The 17,068-nt window shown below is 62.8% G+C and carries 16 protein-coding genes and 1 other RNA gene; 6 read left to right on the forward strand and 11 right to left on the reverse strand.

Annotated elements, in window-relative coordinates:
* Positions 1-19: 19 nt before the first annotated feature.
* The 8 genes from E4P32_RS12705 to hemF form a co-directional block, all read right to left on the reverse strand.
* Positions 20-1,243 (reverse strand): O-antigen ligase family protein, encoded by a 1,224-nt coding sequence (locus E4P32_RS12705; protein ID WP_116436783.1) that lies wholly within the window; start codon positions 1,241-1,243, stop codon positions 20-22.
* A gap of 157 nt (positions 1,244-1,400) precedes the next feature.
* Complete coding sequence (gene mug / locus E4P32_RS12710; protein WP_167735649.1) at positions 1,401-1,976, reverse strand: G/U mismatch-specific DNA glycosylase; 576 nt, start codon at positions 1,974-1,976, stop codon at positions 1,401-1,403.
* 158 nt (positions 1,977-2,134) lie between these two features.
* On the reverse strand, positions 2,135-3,616 hold the full coding sequence (rng, locus tag E4P32_RS12715; protein ID WP_116436782.1) for a ribonuclease G: 1,482 nt from the start codon (positions 3,614-3,616) through the stop codon (positions 2,135-2,137).
* Between the two features lie 74 nt (positions 3,617-3,690).
* Positions 3,691-4,308, reverse strand: a complete 618-nt coding sequence (locus E4P32_RS12720; protein ID WP_116436781.1) for a nucleoside triphosphate pyrophosphatase — start codon at positions 4,306-4,308, stop codon at positions 3,691-3,693.
* Positions 4,309-4,407: 99 nt separating this feature from the next.
* On the reverse strand, positions 4,408-4,878 hold the full coding sequence (rlmH, locus tag E4P32_RS12725) for a 23S rRNA (pseudouridine(1915)-N(3))-methyltransferase RlmH (RefSeq protein ID WP_016834523.1): 471 nt from the start codon (positions 4,876-4,878) through the stop codon (positions 4,408-4,410).
* 17 nt (positions 4,879-4,895) lie between these two features.
* Positions 4,896-5,633, reverse strand: coding sequence for a ribosome silencing factor (gene rsfS / locus E4P32_RS12730; RefSeq protein WP_116436780.1), 738 nt, complete (start codon positions 5,631-5,633; stop codon positions 4,896-4,898).
* Entirely contained in the window at positions 5,633-6,310 is a 678-nt protein-coding gene (locus E4P32_RS12735) for a nicotinate-nucleotide adenylyltransferase (RefSeq protein ID WP_116436891.1), read from the reverse strand. Before E4P32_RS12735 ends, rsfS begins: the two co-directional genes overlap by 1 nt.
* Entirely contained in the window at positions 6,310-7,224 is a 915-nt protein-coding gene (gene hemF, locus E4P32_RS12740) for an oxygen-dependent coproporphyrinogen oxidase (RefSeq protein ID WP_116436779.1), read from the reverse strand. The genes E4P32_RS12735 and hemF overlap by 1 nt, the downstream gene beginning before the upstream one ends.
* An 86-nt stretch (positions 7,225-7,310) precedes the next feature.
* Between hemF and E4P32_RS12745 the strand changes: the two genes are divergently transcribed.
* A non-coding RNA gene (locus tag E4P32_RS12745) (sX9 sRNA) lies at positions 7,311-7,385 on the forward strand.
* A 143-nt stretch (positions 7,386-7,528) separates the two neighbouring features.
* Here E4P32_RS12745 and E4P32_RS12750 read toward each other — a convergent pair.
* From E4P32_RS12750 to E4P32_RS12760, 3 genes are all read right to left on the reverse strand, one after another.
* On the reverse strand, positions 7,529-8,386 hold the full coding sequence (locus tag E4P32_RS12750) for a mechanosensitive ion channel family protein (RefSeq protein ID WP_116436778.1): 858 nt from the start codon (positions 8,384-8,386) through the stop codon (positions 7,529-7,531).
* 162 nt (positions 8,387-8,548) lie between these two features.
* Positions 8,549-9,817: a phosphoribosylamine--glycine ligase gene (gene purD, locus E4P32_RS12755; protein WP_116436777.1), complete on the reverse strand. Its 1,269-nt coding sequence runs from the start codon at positions 9,815-9,817 to the stop codon at positions 8,549-8,551.
* Between the two features lie 35 nt (positions 9,818-9,852).
* On the reverse strand, positions 9,853-10,578 hold the full coding sequence (locus E4P32_RS12760; protein WP_116436776.1) for a YebC/PmpR family DNA-binding transcriptional regulator: 726 nt from the start codon (positions 10,576-10,578) through the stop codon (positions 9,853-9,855).
* 190 nt (positions 10,579-10,768) lie between these two features.
* Between E4P32_RS12760 and E4P32_RS12765 the strand changes: the two genes are divergently transcribed.
* From E4P32_RS12765 to E4P32_RS24100, 5 genes are read left to right on the forward strand one after another with little or no spacing between them, the layout of a single operon-like run.
* The gene (locus tag E4P32_RS12765) at positions 10,769-12,310 is read left to right on the forward strand and encodes a helicase HerA-like C-terminal domain-containing protein (protein WP_116436775.1); all 1,542 of its coding nucleotides are present in this window, start codon (positions 10,769-10,771) and stop codon (positions 12,308-12,310) included.
* 3 nt (positions 12,311-12,313) lie between these two features.
* On the forward strand, positions 12,314-14,824 hold the full coding sequence (locus E4P32_RS12770) for a DEAD/DEAH box helicase (RefSeq protein WP_116436774.1): 2,511 nt from the start codon (positions 12,314-12,316) through the stop codon (positions 14,822-14,824).
* A gap of 59 nt (positions 14,825-14,883) precedes the next feature.
* Entirely contained in the window at positions 14,884-15,801 is a 918-nt protein-coding gene (locus tag E4P32_RS12775) for a DMT family transporter (RefSeq protein WP_116436773.1), read from the forward strand.
* A gap of 40 nt (positions 15,802-15,841) precedes the next feature.
* Complete coding sequence (locus E4P32_RS12780; protein WP_116436772.1) at positions 15,842-16,816, forward strand: quinone oxidoreductase; 975 nt, start codon at positions 15,842-15,844, stop codon at positions 16,814-16,816.
* Between the two features lie 9 nt (positions 16,817-16,825).
* Positions 16,826-16,987: a hypothetical protein gene (locus E4P32_RS24100; RefSeq protein WP_158559763.1), complete on the forward strand. Its 162-nt coding sequence runs from the start codon at positions 16,826-16,828 to the stop codon at positions 16,985-16,987.
* The last annotated feature ends 81 nt before the right edge of the window (positions 16,988-17,068 follow it).

The raw sequence follows: 17,068 nt of genomic DNA on the forward strand, positions 1-17,068 counted from the left end.
ATGGAAATACGAGGGGCGATCATGCCACGGTCAGCCGTTCGCGGGTGCGTAAGCTTGCCCACAGGATGACCGTCATGAAGCCGAAAATCATGACGCCGTTATTGTGTGTCAAAAATGCCTGCGTGAGGCCGAATGTCAGGTAGGCCACCGTCAGCAGCGTGCCGGCCAGCGCGTAGCTGCGCGCCGCGCCGTCGCCGTCGCCGTCGCGCAGACGGCGGGCGAACAGCGCCAGCGGCGTCAGGTAAAGCGCCAGCAGCGCCAGCAAACCGGGCAGGCCGTGCTTGACCAGCGCATCGAGGTATTCGTTGTGCAGATGGGTATGCTCTTCGATCGACGGCGCCGCCAGACCCTGGCGCACCAGCTCGGCCTTGCGCTCGATCATGCCTTGTTTGCTCCAGCCCGCCAGCCAGTGCCCCGGCAACATCGCGATGCCGGTACGCCACATTTCCAGGCGCGCGCCGACGGACGAATCGGCGTTGCCCCTGACGACATAGTCGTCGGCCTCGGAGAACGCCAGTTCGATGCGCGCTTTCAATCCCGATTGCGGCAGCACCCACAGTACGACGGAGATCGCACATAGCGCAAGCGCGGCGGCGCCCGCCAGGCGTTTGCCGAGAGCGCTCCCCTGCGTGCAGGCAAAGATGGCCAGGCATACCGGCAAGGCCAGCCAGCTGCCGCGGCTGCCGGTCAACAGCGAACCGGCGACGCCGGCGGCGGCTCCGATGCAGAGTGTTCCGGTCCACGCGCGCGCATGTGTCTGCTGTTTCGCCCACGATAATCCGCACAGGCACAGGATGCCCAGCGTGATGCTGATGTTGCCGTATTGAATCGGATTGGTGGAGCCGCCAGGACGCAATACGCCGTCCATCAGGAGTTGCCAGCCGCCGAGCAATCCCGCGCCGATCGCGCCCAGCGCCAGTCCGGACCAGAACGCCGCGGCGCGCGGCGGCCATGCCAGCAGCAACAGCAGAGCGGGAATCGCCAGCAGGAAACGCAGCGGCGCGTCATAGTCGCGCGCGGGTGCGCCATGGAACAGATTGGCGGCGACGTTGATCAGGAAATAGGCCGCCAGCACGCCCGCCAGCGCCCAGTCCCGGGGCGCCATCCACCATCCCGCCGGCCGCCTGAACAGCAGCGCCATTCCCCCCAACGCCAGCAACGCGGCGCCCAGCGAAAAGCCGCTCGCCACCACCAGAGCGATGGCGGAAAACAGGAATACGGCGACAGAGGTGAATACAACCATCCAGGCGGTCCTTGGCGGGCCTGATTGCGCCCTGGCGGACGCGGTCAGGCCGCAAATCGGAGAAACCGCACATTGTAATGCAAGGGCCGCCCTAAATGACCGGCGCTGCTTGTAAAACGGGGGTAAACGGCAGTTGCTGTAAATGCAATAAATCGGCCTATGCCGCTGGTTTCAGGCCGGGATTGTTCAAAACCGCGTCAAAGTTTGCGTGGTCAAGCGCATCGCGCAATTCCCGGTACGCCTGCACCAGCATCTCCTGGCTGAACCCGCGGTTAAGTCCGCTGGGATTCGGCAGGAGCCACACCATTGCGCCGCCGAATTTTTCCGGCTGCTTTCCCCACGCAACTTTCGGCTGTGCCGTCATCGCTTGGTAGGCAGGCTTGCCCAGGAACGCCAGGCACTTCGGCTTGAACTGTTCCATCTTGTTTCGCAGTGTTTCGGCGGAACGAATGAACTCATCTCGCAGCAACTCATCGGCCCGCGCAGTCGGCCGCTCGACCACAGTCGTCAGGCCGCAGCGATGATCGAGAATGTTGCGATCATCAAGCGGATCGATGAGCTCGGGCGTGAAGCCGGACAGATGCACGGTCTTCCAAAAACGATTGCTCCTACCCATGAAATGGTGTCCGCTCGCCGCTGCGCGCAGGCCTGGATTGATGCCGCAGAAGACGAGGTCAAGCCCGGGGGCAAGGAGATCGGGAAGAGAGGAGGCTACAGTAACGGATGGCATCATGGCGGCGCTGTCTGGACATAATCAAGGTGAGGAGGTGGGGATCTGGGATCTCCGCAACGACGCTGATTATGGGCAAGGACGAGCGCAGGGACAACCGCTGTCATGCGTTGTTATCGGCCATTCCACGCCTGATTCGGGCCATCCTTCCGGCCCGCCTCTTACATCAGGATGATGTCGTACTGCTCCTGCTGATAATCGGTCTGCACCTGCAGTGAAATCGGCTTCTTGATGAAGTCGCCGAGCATGGCCAGGTGCTGCGATTCTTCTTCGAGGAACATGTCGACCACCACCTGCGCCGCCAAGATGCGGAATTCACGCGGGTTGAATTGTTTCGCCTCCCGCAGCACCTCGCGCAGGATTTCGTAGCAGACCGTGCGCGAAGTCTTGACCTGGCCCCTGCCTTTACAGGCCGGGCAAGTCTCGCACAGGATATGCGCCAGCGACTCACGGGTGCGCTTGCGCGTCATTTCCACCAGGCCCAGCGCCGAAAAATTGGACACCGAAATCTTGGTGCGGTCGCGATGCAAGGCCTTGTTCAGTTCCGAGAGCACGGCGCTGCGGTGCTCCAGGTTTTCCATGTCGATGAAGTCGAGGATGATGATGCCGCCCAGATTGCGCAAGCGCAGCTGGCGCGCAATCGCGTGCGCGGCTTCCAGGTTGGTCTTGAAGATGGTGTCGTCGAAGTTGCGGCCGTTGACGAAGCTGCCGGTATTGACGTCGATGGTGGTCATCGCTTCGGTCTGGTCGACGATCAGGTAGCCGCCGGACTTGAGGTCGACGCGGCGGCCCAGTGCGCGTTCGATTTCTTCTTCCACGCCGTACAGGTCGAACAGCGGGCGTTCGCCGCGGTAGTGCATCAGCTTGGGCAGCACCGATGGCGTGTAGAGCGTGCCGAACTCCTGCAGCATCTGGAAGTTCTCGCGCGAGTCGACCTGGATGTTCGAGGTGTCGTCGCTGACGAAGTCGCGCAGCACGCGCTGGGCCAGGCTCAGGTCCTGGTACATCAGCGTCGGCGCGGGTTTGGTCTTGGTCTGGGCGATGATGCTGGCCCAGGTCTTGCGCAGATATTCGACATCCATCTGCAGGTCGGCATCGGAGGCGTCTTCGGCCATGGTGCGGATGATGAAGCCGCCTTTTTCTTCCGGCGGCAGCAGGCTCTGCACCTTGCTGCGCAGCAGTTCGCGTTCGGCTTCGTTCTCGATGCGCTGGGAAATGCCGATGTGCTTGTCCTGCGGCAGGTACACCAGCATGCGGCCGGCGATCGAGATCTGCGTCGACAGGCGCGCGCCCTTGGTGCCGATCGGATCCTTGATCACCTGCACGGTGATGGTCTGGCCGTCGAACAGCAATTTTTCGATCGGGACCTGCGGCGCGCTCTGGCCATGCTGGCCGTGCTGTCCATCATGCGGCTTGGCTTCCCAGATGTCGGCGACATGCAGGAAGGCGGCGCGTTCGAGGCCGATGTCGATGAAGGCGGATTGCATGCCGGGCAGCACGCGCACGACTTTGCCGAGGTATACGTTGCCGGCCAGGCCGCGCGACAGCGTGCGCTCGATGTGCAGCTCTTGCACCGCGCCTTGCAGGATGAGCGCCACGCGCGTCTCCTGCGGCGTGATGTTGATCAGGATGTCTTCGTTCATGGTCTGGTGACCCTAAAAATGGTGAATGCTGGAAAGGGCTGGCGCGGACGGATAGGGAAGCCGTCCGCTGCAGCTCACAATGTGGCTTGCGGCAAGATGCGCATGCCGGTCTTCTGCAGCAATTGCGCGGTCTCGAACAGCGGCAGGCCCATGATGCCGGAATGACTGCCGGCGATGTCCTTGATGAAAATCGACGCCAGGCCCTGGATGCCGTAGCCGCCGGCTTTGTCGAACGGCTCCTGGGTCGAGCAGTAGGCGCGGATCATGTCGTCGGTCAGCGCTTCGAAGGCGACGTCGGAATATTGCGTGATCTGCCACATCTGTTCCTGGAAGGCCACCGCGACGCTGGTCAGCACCTGGTGCGTGCGGCCGGACAGGCGCGTGATCATCTCGACGGCTTCCCTGACGTCGGCCGGTTTGCCGAGGATCAGGTCGTCCACCACCACGGTGGTGTCGGCCGACAGGATGGGGCGCATCGGCAATTGCCGGTACAGCATGGTCTGGCGTGCGCTGAGCAGTTTGTCGCGGGTGACGCGGGCGACGTAGTCGGCCGGCTTCTCGTTCGGCAGGACTTGCTCGTCGACTTCCTTGTCGTTGAGCAGCAATTCGAAATCGATGCCGATCTGGCGCAGCAGTTCGCGCCGGCGGGGACTCTTGGAGGCGAGGTAGATTTTTTTGTCAGCAAGTTTCATGAAGCAACACTTCTCAGTATTTATCCGTACAGCGCCTTCGATTGTCGAAGGCGTTGTGCTTGCTTGTCTTTCGTTTTTACTCGGTACCTGATCGGTTTCCTATACGCGGTGATACGGATGATTCTGCGTAATCGACCAGGCGCGGTACAGCTGTTCCGCCAGCAGCACGCGCACCATGCCGTGCGGCAGCGTCAGGCTGGAGATGCGCACCAGCATGTCGGCATTGGCCTTGAGGCCGGGATCGAGTCCGTCGGCGCCGCCGATCACGAAGGCGACGTCACGGCCGTCCTGCTGCCATTGGGTCAGCAACTGCGACAACTGCATCGAGGTGATGTCCTTGCCGTGCTCGTCCAGCGCCACGATGCGCGCGCCTTTCGGCAGCGCGGCTTCGATCTTGCTGCGTTCCTGCGACATCACGGTTTCTGCGGTCCTGCTGCCGGAGCGTTCGATCGGTTTGATTTCTTTCAACAGGACGCGGCACTCGGCCGGCATCCTCTTGGCGTATTCGTTAAATCCCGATTCGATCCAGCCCGGCATTTTGTGGCCGACGGCGGTAATGATGAGCTGCATGGCTCACACGACCGGGGTCAGGCCTTGGCTTTTGGACGTGCCGGACGCTTGGCGGCGGCCGCTTTTTTCGACGCAACGGCGCTTTTCGGCATGGCGACCTTGACGGTGGTGCCGACCGCTTTTTTAGCCGGGGCCTTGCGCTTGACTGCCGTGCCAGCAGCACCAGCGGCGGCCTTGGTCTTGGCGGCGCTGAGCGTGGTCGATGCGCGTGGCGCACGTGTGGTCTTCGGCGCCGGCTTGGCGTCGGAGGTGACCGACGTGGTGCGCGGCTTGCGTGCCGGCTTCTTCGGTGCTTCGTCGTCGATCGCCTGGCTGGCTTCCACCGCTTCGGCTTGCTCGCGGGTGCGGCGGATCTTGGCAGGCTTTTCGTCTTCGCCGGCTTTCTTGGCGGCGGCGCTGGAAGCGACACGCTTGGCCGCGCCCATCTTCACTTCCTTGTCGCCCCAGATTTCTTCCAGGCGGTAGTAAGCGCGGATGGCCGGTTGCATGATGTGGACGATCATGTCGCCCAGATCGACCAGCACCCATTCACCGGTGTCTTCGCCTTCGACGCTGACGACATGGCCGCCCTTGGCCTTGACCTTGTCGCGCACCGAAGCGGCGAGCGCCTTGGTCTGGCGGTTCGAAGTGCCGGAGGCGATCGCCACGCGGTCGAACAGGCTGGTCAGGTGAGTGGTGTCATAGATCTTGATGTCCTGAGCTTTGACGTCTTCCAGCGCGTCGACGACGGCGGTTTGCAGTTTTTTGATATCCATTAGTTTTGATAGAGATGATGTTGTTCGATATAGTCTAGCACCCTCGCCGGGATCAGCGACTCCGGTCTTTCGCCGCGTTGCAGCAAGGAACGGATCTCGGTCGATGAAATGTCGACGTCGAGACTGGATGCCAGATAGGCTTTGCCGTGCGAGGTGGTGCGTATTTCCTTTTCAGTGCCGGCACGGCGTGTAAATTCCTGCATGACAACATCCGGCACCTGCGCAGCGTCGATGCCGAAGCCCGGGCGCGAAGCGGCGCACAGGTGGGCATAGTCGAATAATTGTTGCCAACCTTGCCAGGTATCCAGATGCTGCAATTGGTCTGCGCCCATCAGGAAAACGATGGAGACCTCGGGACCGAGCTCGGCGCGCAAGGCCTGCAAGGTATCGATGGTGTACGTTGCCGTCGTGCGGCGAATTTCCTGTTGGTCAATCACCACAGGTACATGTTCATGGCTGAACGCCAGTTCGACCATGTCCACGCGTTGCGCTGATGTGGCTTGCAAGCCATGCTTCTGCCACGGGTTGCCGGCCGGAATCACGCGCAGCTCGTCCGGCTGCAGCAGCTCGACAAAATGATCGCCCAGCGCGACGTGGCCGTTGTGCACGGGATCGAAGCTGCCGCCCAGAATGGCGATACAGCGCGTGGCTTGCACGGGCAAGGAAGCTGTGACCATCAAATCCATTCCTTGTGCGGCAAGAAGTCGCTGTACAGCTGCGCTTCCGGGCTGCCGTCTTGCGGCTGCCAGTTATAGCGCCACTTCACCACCGGCGGCATCGACATCAGGATCGACTCGGTGCGTCCGCCTGATTGCAGGCCGAACAGCGTGCCGCGGTCGAACACCAGGTTGAACTCGACATAACGTCCGCGCCGATAGGCCTGGAAATCGCGTTCACGTTCGCCGTAAGGCGTGTCCTTGCGCTGCTCCAGGATCGGCAGGTAAGCGCCGATAAAGCTGTCGCCGACGCTGCGCATCAGCGCAAAACTGTCGTCCAGCGGCAGCGCGTTGAAATCATCAAAGAAAATCCCGCCGACGCCGCGCGCTTCCTTGCGGTGCTTCAGGTAAAAATAGTCGTCGCACCACTTCTTGAAGCGCGGATGCAGTTCGTTGCCGAACGGCGCCAGCGCATCGCGGCAGCTGCGATGGAAATGCGTCGCGTCTTCGGCGAAACCGTAATAAGGCGTCAGGTCCATGCCGCCGCCGAACCACCAGACCGGCTCCTGGTTCTGGCCGTCCGCCTTGGCGACGAAGAAGCGCACATTCATGTGCACCGTCGGCGCATAAGGATTGCGCGGATGCAGCACCAGCGACACGCCCATGGCTTCCCATTCACGGCCAGCGATTTCCGGACGGTTGGCGGCAGCCGAGGGCGGCAGGTTCTTGCCCATCACGTGCGAAAAACCGACGCCGCCGCGTTCGAATACATTGCCTTCTTCGATGATGCGCGAAGTCCCGCCGCCGCCTTCAGGGCGTTCCCAGGAATCGGTGAGGAAGGACTTGCCGTCAACTCCTTCCAGCGCCGCGACAATGCGTTGCTGGAGGTCTTGCAGATAGGCTTTAATGGTTGAGGCGGTGGCGGTTGCTGTCACGGATGTCGTCGCTAGGGAGGCGTGGAACCTGTTTTCGATCTTACTGCGAGGCCATGATCCGGCGTCGGGCGGTGCTCGGAATCCTCATGTACTCAAGTACATTCCGGTTCCTCCGCTCCGTCCGCCACCGGCTGATGGCCTCTCGCTACAGATCGCAAACAGGTTCTGGGGCAGGCGCAAAGGCGCTCTTTGGTGCACGCAAGAAAAATTACCCCCGCGATTGTACCCTGACGGAGCCGTCAGCGGGTAGCCCGAAGCCGTTTAGGCGGCTTCGGAGCAGGCTTTTGGTGGGCTTTTATGTGACTTATGTAGCGCTTGGCGGAACTGACGCAGCCGGTTCGGGCTGATTCGGATTGGCAACACTGACCTGGTACGTGGCAGGCGCCGGCCAGCCCGCTTCGGCGCAGGTTTGCGCGATGGCGCGGTTGGTGTCGTTGTAGACCTGGCCGAAATTCGGCGTCGGCGCGAACAGGCGCACTGCCAGCAGGGTGCCGGTGGCGTTGAATTCCTGAATCACCACGGCTGGCGCCGGATCGACCAGCACATTCGGGATCTGCGCCACTTTTGTATTCAGGCGCGTGATCGCCTCGGCCGGATCGACGCCGTAGGCGATCTGGCAGCGCAAGTCGACACGGCGGGTCGGCTGGACGTTGTAATTGGTGATGATGTCGGAAAACAACTTGTTGTTGCCGATGATCACACGCAGATTGTTGTCGGTCAGCATGGTCGTGGTGACCAGGCCGATGTCGGTGACGGTGCCGGTCTGGCCCGCCGCCGTGATGTAGTCGCCGACCTTGAACGGACGCAGCACCACCAGGAAGATGCCGGCCGCGAAGTTCGACAGCAGGCCCGACCAGGCCACGCCCAGCGCCACGCCGACCGCGCCGATCATGGCCGCGAACGAGGTGGTCGGCACGCCGCAGACTTCCAGGATGCCCATCACCAGCAGCACGCGCAAGACCACGTGGATTGCCGAAATGGCGTAGTTCACCAGTGTCGGTTCCAGCTGGCGCGCGGTCAGCACGCGCCGCACCACCTTGGCGAAGGTGCCGATCAGCATGCCGCCGACGAACCAGATGACCAGCGCCGCCAGGACCTTGAGGCCGAACGGCACCAGATAGAGATTGATCAGGTTATCGAGGTTGAGCAGGTGTTGTTGCATGCGTTTTTCCTGTGTTGAATGCGTTGTTGACCGGGATTAGGTGCTCACGGGCCGTTTTTGTTGCAGATTTTTAGCCATTTTATGGAAAACGGGTGGTTCCAAAGCAAAAAACCTCGCAAAACCCAAGGTTTGCGAGGTTTTTCACGATTCCGGATGCCGTGATCAGCGCTTGATCGCGCGCCAGCCGATGTCGCGGCGCAGTTGCGCGCCTTCAAAATGGATCAGGTCGGCGGCGGCGTAGGCTTGTTTCTGGGCGACCTTGACGCTGTCGCCCAGACCCACCACGCACAGCACGCGGCCGCCTGAAGTGGTCAGCTTGTCGCCGGTCAGGGTGGTGCCTGCATGGAAGGTGACGCAATCGTCGGTTTCCGCCGGAATGTCGGTGATCAGGTCGCCCTTGCGCGGCGCATCCGGATAGCCGGCTGCGGCCATCACCACGCCCAGCGCGGTGCGGCGATCCCATTCCAGTTCGATGGTGTCGAGCGTGCCGTTGACGGCATGTTCCATCACGGTCAGCAGGTCGGTCTTGAGGCGGGCCATGATCGGCTGCGTCTCAGGGTCACCCATGCGGCAGTTGAATTCCAGCGTCTTCGGATTGCCCTTGTCGTCGATCATCAGGCCGGCATACAGGAAGCCGGAGAACGGGATGCCGTCCTTGGCCATGCCTTGCACGGTCGGCACGATGATTTCGCGCATCACGCGGGCGTGCAGCGCCGGCGTCACGATCGGGGCAGGGGAGTATGCACCCATGCCGCCGGTGTTCGGACCCTGGTCATTGTCCTGCAGGCGTTTGTGGTCCTGGCTGGTGGCCAGCGGCAGGATGTTCTTGCCGTCCACCATGACGATGAAGCTGGCTTCTTCGCCGGCCAGGAATTCCTCGATCACGACGCGTGCGCCGGCGTCGCCGAGTTTGTTGTCGGACAGCATCATGTCGACTGCGCCGTGCGCTTCTTCCAGCGTCAATGCGACGACGACGCCCTTGCCGGCAGCCAGGCCGTCGGCCTTGATGACGATCGGTGCGCCTTTTTGGTCGACGTAGTCGTGGGCCGCCTTGACGTCGGAGAAGGTCTGGTATTCAGCGGTCGGGATCGCATGGCGCTTCATGAAGGACTTGGAGAAATCCTTCGAGCTTTCCAGTTGCGCGGCTTCCTTGGTCGGGCCGAAGACCTTCAGGCCGCGGGCGCGGAACAGGTTGACGATGCCGGCGGCCAGCGGTACTTCCGGGCCGACCACGGTCAGCGCGACGTGTTCTTTTTCGACGAAGTCGGCGAGTTCGTTCAGATCGGTGATCGCGACGTTTTCCAGGCGCTCGTCGAGCGCGGTGCCGCCGTTGCCCGGGGCAACGTAGACGGTTTGGATGCGCGGCGACTGAGCGATTTTCCAGGCCAGTGCGTGTTCACGACCACCGGAGCCAACAACGAGAATTTTCATGATAGGGACTAGGTAAGAAATGGTTGGCCGGCGGCTTAATTTTCAATAACGGCGTTGCTGTAAATCTCTTGCACGTCGTCGAGGTTTTCCAGAGCATCCAGCAGTTTTTGCATCTTGACGGCGTCGTCGCCGGTGAAGACGGTTTCGGTCGCGGGCTTCATGATGATTTCGGCCATCTCGGCCTTGAAGCCGGCTTTTTCCATCGCGGCCTTGACGGCGCCAAAGTCGTGCGGCGGCGTCAGCACTTCGATGCCGCCTTCGTCGTCGGTGAGGACGTCATCGGCGCCGGCTTCGAGCGCGGCTTCCATGATGGCGTCTTCGCTCACGCCCGGAGCGTACAGCAACTGGCCGCAGTGCTTGAACATGAACGACACCGAACCTTCGGTGCCCATGTTGCCGCCGTACTTGGAAAACGCGTGGCGCACGTCGGCCACGGTGCGGATGCGGTTGTCGGTCATGCAGTCGACGATGATGGCGGCGCCGTTGATGCCGTAGCCCTCGTAGCGGACTTCTTCGTAGTTGACGCCGTCCAGGGTGCCGTTGCCACGCTGGATGGCGCGGGTGACGTTGTCCTTGGGCATGTTGGCGTCGGCGGCCTTGTCGACGGCCAGGCGCAGGCGCGGGTTGGCGTCCACGTCGCCGCCGCCCATGCGGGATGCCACGGTGATTTCCTTGATGAGGCGGGTCCAGATCTTGCCGCGCTTTTCGTCCTGACGGCCTTTACGATGCTGAATATTGGCCCATTTGCTGTGTCCAGCCATGATGAATCTTTCCTGCCTTGATGGAACGCGCTCCGTCCGGATCGGCGCGAAGTTCGGCGGACTCTGCCTGAACTCTGCGCGAATATCGCGAATTGACGAAGGGGGTTCTAGTTATAATCGACCGAGGATTTTACCATATCGCCCGACCTCCGAGCCCATCTCCGGCCCTCCCTCTTATTGATTTTCTATCATGATCAAGCCACTTCTCATCGCTAAAAATCAGACGCAGGAACTGTCCCTGCTGCCCAACCTGGTCAACCGCCACGGCTGCATCACCGGCGCCACCGGCACCGGCAAGACCGTGACCCTGCAAGTGGTGGCGCAGGCGCTCTCGGACATCGGCGTGCCGGTGTTCATGGCCGACGTCAAGGGTGACCTGTCCGGATTGTCCAAGGCCGGCGTGCTGTCGGCCAAGAGCAAGGAACGCCTGAGCTCGCTCGGCATGGATGAACCGGCCTGGGAAGCCTTGCCGGTGACCTTCTGGGACGTCTTCGGCGAAAAAGGCCATCCGGTGCGCGCGACCATTTCCGACATGGGGCCGCTGATGATTGCGCGCATGCTCAATCTGAACGACACGCAAGAGGGCGTGCTGCAACTGGTCTTCAAGATCGCCGATGACAACGGCCTGTTGCTGCTCGACACCAAGGATCTGCGCGCCATGCTGCAGCACGTCGGCGACAACGCCGCCACTTTCAAGACCGAATACGGCAACATCTCCGCCGCCAGCATCGGCGCCATCCAGCGCGGCCTGATCGGCATCGAGGAGCAGGGCGGCGACAAGTTCTTCGGCGAGCCCATGCTCAACATCGAAGACTGGATGCAGACCGACGCCAAGGGCAAGGGCGTGATCAACATCCTTGCCGCCGACAAGCTGCTCAACGCACCGCGTTTATATTCGACCTTCCTGCTGTGGATGCTGTCCGAACTGTTCGAGCACCTGCCGGAAGTCGGCGACCTCGACAAGCCCAAGCTGGTGTTCTTCTTCGACGAGGCGCATCTGCTGTTCGACGAAGCACCCAAGCCGCTGCTGCAAAAGATCGAGCAGGTGGTGCGCCTGATCCGCTCCAAGGGCGTCGGCGTGTTCTTCGTCACGCAAAATCCGCTCGACATTCCCGACACCGTGCTGGGCCAGCTCGGCAACCGCGTGCAGCACGCCCTGCGCGCCTACACGCCGCGCGACCAGAAAGCGGTGCAGGCCGCCGCCGAGACCTTCCGCGCCAATCCGCAATTGAATACCGCGACCGCCATCACCGAACTCGGCGTGGGCGAAGCGCTGGTGTCCTTTCTCGATGAGAAGGGCCGTCCCAATATCGTCGAGCGCGCCTACATCCTGATGCCGGGTTCGCAGATCGGTCCGATCACGGACGACGAGCGCAAGGCCTTCATCGCCTCGTCGGTGGTGGCCGGCGTCTATGAAAAAGCCGTCGACCGCGAATCGGCCTACGAAAAAATCAAGGGCCGCGCGGCGCAGCAGCCGGGCAATGCGCCGGCCGGTGCGCCTTCCACGGTCCCGGCCGAATCCGAATCATCGGGCGGCGGAGGCGGCCTCGGCGACCTGCTCAGGGACGCCGCCGGCGGCTTCTTCGGCAACAGCGCTGGCGGCAAGGGTAGCAGCAGCCGTCGTGAGTCGCCGGTCGAAGCCATGGTCAAGTCCGCAGCGCGCAGCATCGGCTCGCAGGTCGGCCGCGAAATCATTCGCGGCGTGCTCGGATCCTTGCTCAAGAAGCGCTGACCGATGGCGGTTCCGCAGGCGCAGTCCGACCAGAGCGAAGTGCTCGGACGTTTTCGTCCGCGCCTGACGCTGCAGACCTTCACGCGCGGCGACGGCGTGCTCGGGCTGCGTCCGGGTGGACTGTTCGGCCCGCGCGGCGGCAACGTCACGGTGGCGCAAGTCGACTGGACCTACCAGGCCGGCGCCGGCCTGCACTGGGAAACCGAAGCCCCGGCCAGCCTGATGGACCAGAGCGCCGCCGCCACACAACTCCTTTTCAATCCGCAAGGCAGGCAAGTCGTCATGCGGCGCAACCTGCACGCCGAAGCTGACGCGCTCGAAGCGATCCAGGCTGCGGGTTTGTTGCCGCTGCCGGCGGACGCCTTGCAATGGCGCGCGGACGACATGGCGACCATCGATGGACAACTGTGGTCGCTGCTGCTGGAAAACAATTTCGGCGATTTCTGGGCCGACCGCGTGCCGGCGTTGCAGCAGCAAGGCTGGAGCGTCGTGGTGCGTCCCGGCTTCGCGCACGAAAGCGTGCCGGTCGAATCCTGGCGTGTCATCGTCAGCCCCGAATCGGGCGCGGTGCTCGGCAAGGAAGTCGCGAGCACGCTGCAACAGGGCCGCACCAAAATCATCGGCGACTTCGGCGGGTTTGCTGACCTTGGACGCGCAGCCTGGTGGCTGCTCACCATGGGCGTGGAAATCGAAGGCCAGTTCTTCGATCTCACGCCGATGCTGGCCGACCTGCTACGACGCGACGCGCGCTGGACTGACATCCAGAAGATCGCCGCCATCGATGACATTTCCCTGATCTCATTACGTGCACCGGGAGGCAAACGCGTTGACGCACTTGCCGCGCCGCTCAAGGTGATCGTGTCGGCGATGCTCGACCTGCTGACCGACCTGCGCCGCAAGGAAGGCGTACTGCGCATTTCGCCGTGGGACGCCGGTCGCCTGGACGACATGTGCCGCCGCCTCGGCGAAGACGGCGCTACATATGGAAACGGCTTCCACCTGCAAAGCGACGCCGGCCTGCGTGAACTAGCGCTGCGCCTGCGCGCTGCCGGCGAGCCGCCGCCGGTAGCCGCACCCACCGGACTCGGCGTGACCTTGCGGCCGTATCAGCTGCACGGCGTCGCCTGGCTGCAATACCTGCGCGCGCATCACCTGGCCGGCATCCTCGCCGACGACATGGGCCTGGGCAAGACCGCGCAGATGCTGGCGCACATCCTGATCGAAAAACAATCCGGGCGGCTCGATTGCCCGGCGCTGGTGGTGTTGCCAACCTCGCTGGTGTTCAACTGGCAGGCCGAGGCCAGGCGCATGACGCCGGACCTGCGCGTGCTGGCCTTGCAGGGGCCGCAGCGCGAGGACGACTTTGCGCGCATGGCCGAATTCGACATCGTGCTGACCACTTATCCACTGGTGTGGCGCGACCTCGACGCGCTGGCGCGCCAGCAGTTCCACCTGCTGATCCTCGACGAGGCGCAGACCGTCAAGAACGCCGCCGCCCGCAGCGCCAGCGCAGTGCGCCGCCTGCGTGCGCGCCATCGCGTCTGCATGACCGGCACGCCGTTGGAAAACCATCTCGGCGAGCTGTGGGCGCAATTCAATTTCCTGATGCCGGGCTTCCTCGGTGAGGCCTCCACCTTCGCGCGGCTGTGGCGCAAGCCGATCGAGGAAAACGGCGAAACCCTGCGCGCGCAATTGCTGGCGCAGCGGGTGCGGCCGTTCATCCTGCGTCGCCGCAAGGAAAACGTCGCCGCCGAATTGCCGCCCAAAACCGTGGCGATCAAGCTGCTGCAATTGCAGGGTCGCCAGCGCGATCTCTACGAAAGCGTGCGCGCGGCCGCCGACAAGCAGGTGCGGCGCGCGCTGGAGCGGCGCGGTTTCACCGGTTCGCACGTGACCATCATGGATGCGCTGCTCAAGCTGCGTCAGGTGTGCTGCGATCCTTTCCTGCTCAAGGGCGGCAAGACGCCAAAAACCATCGAGCGCGCCAAGATCGAAATGCTGCGCGACATGCTGCCATCGCTGGCGGCGGAGGGCCGACGCGTGCTGGTGTTTTCACAGTTCACCGAAATGCTGGAACTGATCGAGACCGAACTCGATGTGCTGGAGTTGCCGTGGCTGTCGCTGACCGGCAAGACGCCGACGGCGGCGCGCGGCGAGGTGGTGGCGCAATTCCAGCGCAAGGACGTACCCATCATGCTGGTCAGCCTCAAGGCCGGCGGCATCGGCCTCAACCTGACCGCCGCCGATACCGTCATTCTGGTGGATCCATGGTGGAACCCTGCGGTGGAAGAACAGGCCATCGCCCGCGCCCATCGCATCGGCCAGGACCAGGCGGTGCTGGTCTACAAGCTCATCATCGAAGGCAGCATCGAAGAACGCATTCTGGAATTGCAGGAGCGCAAGTCGGTGCTGGCCGAGGGCGTACTCGGCACTGACGGCGCGGTGACGCCCAAGTTCGGCCAGGCGGAGCTTGATGCGCTGATTGCGCCGCTGCAGCTCGCGCGGCCGGGCTGATCCGGAAATGACCCGGCCGCCGCCGGGCAGAGCAGGCCCGTAGCGTTTACAATCACGGGATGTCTTCCACCGCGCTTTCCCCCTCCATTTCCCCGCGCCGCGCCTATCTGGCCGGTCTGCTGCTCGCCGTCGTCGGCGCCATTTTCTTTTCCGCCAAGGCCATCGTCGCCAAGCTGATGTACCGCTATCACGTCGATGCGGTGATGGTGATCAGCTTGCGCATGATGTTTTCGCTGCCGATGTTTGCAGTGCTGGCGATCTGGCAGGCACGCAACTCGCCGCCGCTGGCCGGGCGCGATTACGCCCGGATCGTTTTCTTGGGCCTGATCGGCTATTACCTGTCGAGCTTCCTTGATTTCCTGGGGCTGCAATACATTTCGGCCGGGCTGGAGCGGTTGATCCTGTTCCTGACGCCGTCCTTCGTGCTGCTGATTTCCTTCACCTTCTACAAGCGCAAGGTCGGCCTGATCGAGTGGGGCGCGCTGCTGGTGTCCTACCTCGGCACCGCGCTGGTGCTGCAGCACGATATCAATACCGGCGGCAACAATGTTGTGCTGGGCAGCGTGCTGGTGCTGGGCGCGGCGATCAGCTATGCGCTGTACCTGATCTTTTCCGGCGAACTGGTGCGCCGCGTCGGCGCCATGCGCCTGGTGGCCTACGCCATGTGCGTATCGTCGGTGGCCTGCATCATCCAGTTCTTCGTCCTGCGTCCGGCCTCGGCGCTGGTGCAACCGGTCGAGGTGTACCAGCTGTCGCTGATCAACGCGGTGTTCTGCACGGTGTTGCCGGTGTGCCTGACGATGGTCGCGGTGTCGCGCATCGGTGCGCCGAGCGCGGCGCAGGCCGGCCTGGTGGGCCCGGTGTCGACGCTGTTCCTCGGCGCCATGCTGCTGGACGAACCGATCACGGCGATCCAGCTGACCGGCACCGCGCTGGTGCTGTCGGGAATTTATTTGCTGTCGCGTAAAAAGACTTAAAAGACTTAGCTTTTCTTTAATTGCCACCCAGGAGACCGAAATGACAAAAGCAATCAGAATGTTCAAGACCGGCGGACCCGAAGTCATGGAATACGTTGACGTTGAAGTCGGCGATCCCGGTCCGGGCGAAGTCCGCATCCGCCACGCCGCCGTCGGTTTGAATTTCATCGACGTCTATTTCCGCATTGGCCTGTACCCACAGCCGTTGCCGAGCGGCCTCGGCCAGGAAGGTGCAGGCACCATCGAAGCGGTCGGCGCCGGCGTTGCCGACTTCAAGGTCGGCGACCGCGTGGCTTACGCCGGTCGTCCCAACGGCGCCTACGCCGAAGCGCGCGTGATGCCCGCTGACATTCTGGTCAAGCTGCCCGATTCGATCAGCTTCGACACCGCCGCCGCGATGATGCTGCAAGGCATGACCGTGCAATACCTGCTGCGCCAGACCTATCCGTTGAAGGGCGGCGAGACCATCCTGCTGCACGCTGCCGCCGGCGGCATCGGGTTGATCGCATCGCAATGGGCCAAGGCGCTGGGCGTGACCGTGATCGGCACCGTCAGCACCGATGAGAAAGCCGCGCTGGCCACCGCTGCCGGCTGCACCCATGTCATCAATTACAAGACCGAGAATTTCGTTGAGCGCGTCAAGGAGCTCACCGACGGCAAAGGCGTGCCGGTGGTGTACGACTCGATCGGCAAGGACACCTTCCTCGGCTCACTCGACTGCCTGTCGCCACGCGGCATGATGGTCAGCTTCGGCAGCGCCTCCGGCCCGGTGTCGCCGTTCGGCGTGAGCGAGCTGGCTTCACGCGGCTCGCTGTTCCTGACGCGTCCGTCGCTGGGCAATTACGTCGCCACGCGCGAGGCGCTCAACGCCACCGCCAACGACCTGTTCGCCATGGTTGAAGCCAAGAAGGTCAACATCGACATCAATCAGCGTTACGCGCTGAAGGACGTCGGCCAGGCGCACGCCGACCTGGAAGGCCGCAAGACCACCGGCTCCACCATCCTGATTCCTTGAGGACCGGTCGTGACTACCTCCGATCCCGGCAAGAGTCCGATGAACCATCCCGATGAACAGCCCTCCGGCACCGACGGTTCGCCCAAGTTCGGGCGATTGCTGGTGGTGCTGATCCTGGCGGTGCTGCTGATCGTGGCGATCACCTTCGGCAGCGAAGCGCTGTATTCCTGATCAGGAATGTAGAAAGACAGAAATACAGAAATACAGGAAGAGGGCATAAAAAATCCCGGTCTTGCTCAGGTGGCAAGACCG

Source organism: Herbaspirillum sp. 3R11, from assembly GCF_004563925.1.
Lineage (GTDB): Bacteria > Pseudomonadota > Gammaproteobacteria > Burkholderiales > Burkholderiaceae_D > Herbaspirillum.